This window comes from Alteromonas sp. ABH4_456 (assembly GCF_056160645.1).
The window spans coordinates 1-656 of record NZ_JBSWXO010000043.1; the positions used below are offsets into that span (position 1 = coordinate 1).

Annotated in this window: 1 protein-coding gene; it reads left to right on the top strand. The window is 50.0% G+C overall.

Annotated elements, in window-relative coordinates; genetic code table 11:
• Positions 1 to 656, top strand: a 656-nt coding sequence (locus ACXAG2_RS20870) for an IS110 family transposase (protein ID WP_474870251.1), incomplete at both ends; no start/stop codon positions are given.

The window sequence follows — 656 nt, forward strand, 5'->3', positions numbered from 1 at the left end:
CGCGGGGCGAGTCCTGTTCACTATGGCCGCATACCCTCTTCCAAAGTTAGCGTTAAGAAGCTGCTCCGTCAGTTCGAATCGAAATACCCCGGTGCCACACTTCACGTTGTTTATGAAGCCGGTCCCTGTGGTTACTGGATATACCGTCTCATCACCAGTCTGGGTCATTGCTGCTATGTTGTCGCCCCTTCCCTCATTCCTAAGAAACCCGGTGAGCATATTAAAACTGACCGTCGGGATGCGCTTAAACTTGTCAGGTCACTAAAGTCTGAAGATCTCACCCCTGTCTATGTGCCTGAACCGGAAGATGAAGCAATTCGTGATTTAGCCCGCGCCCGCGAAGCAGCAATGAAAGATTTAAAAGAAGCTAAATATCAGCTGAAAGCCTTGCTACTTCGCAACAATATTCGTTATGAAGGAACGGCCAACTGGTCTAAGAAACACTTACGCTGGCTGACCGAACTGATATTACCCCATCCGGCCCAGCAGATAGTTTTGCAGGAACAACTTCAGACCATTGACGAACGCATTCGTCGGTTAGAAAGGCTGGATAATGAATTGACCCATCACGTTCACCAGTGGCGTTACTATCCGGTAGTGAAAGCTATTCAGGCCATGCGGGGTGTCAGGTTGTTGGTGGCGGTGGGCGTGGTAGC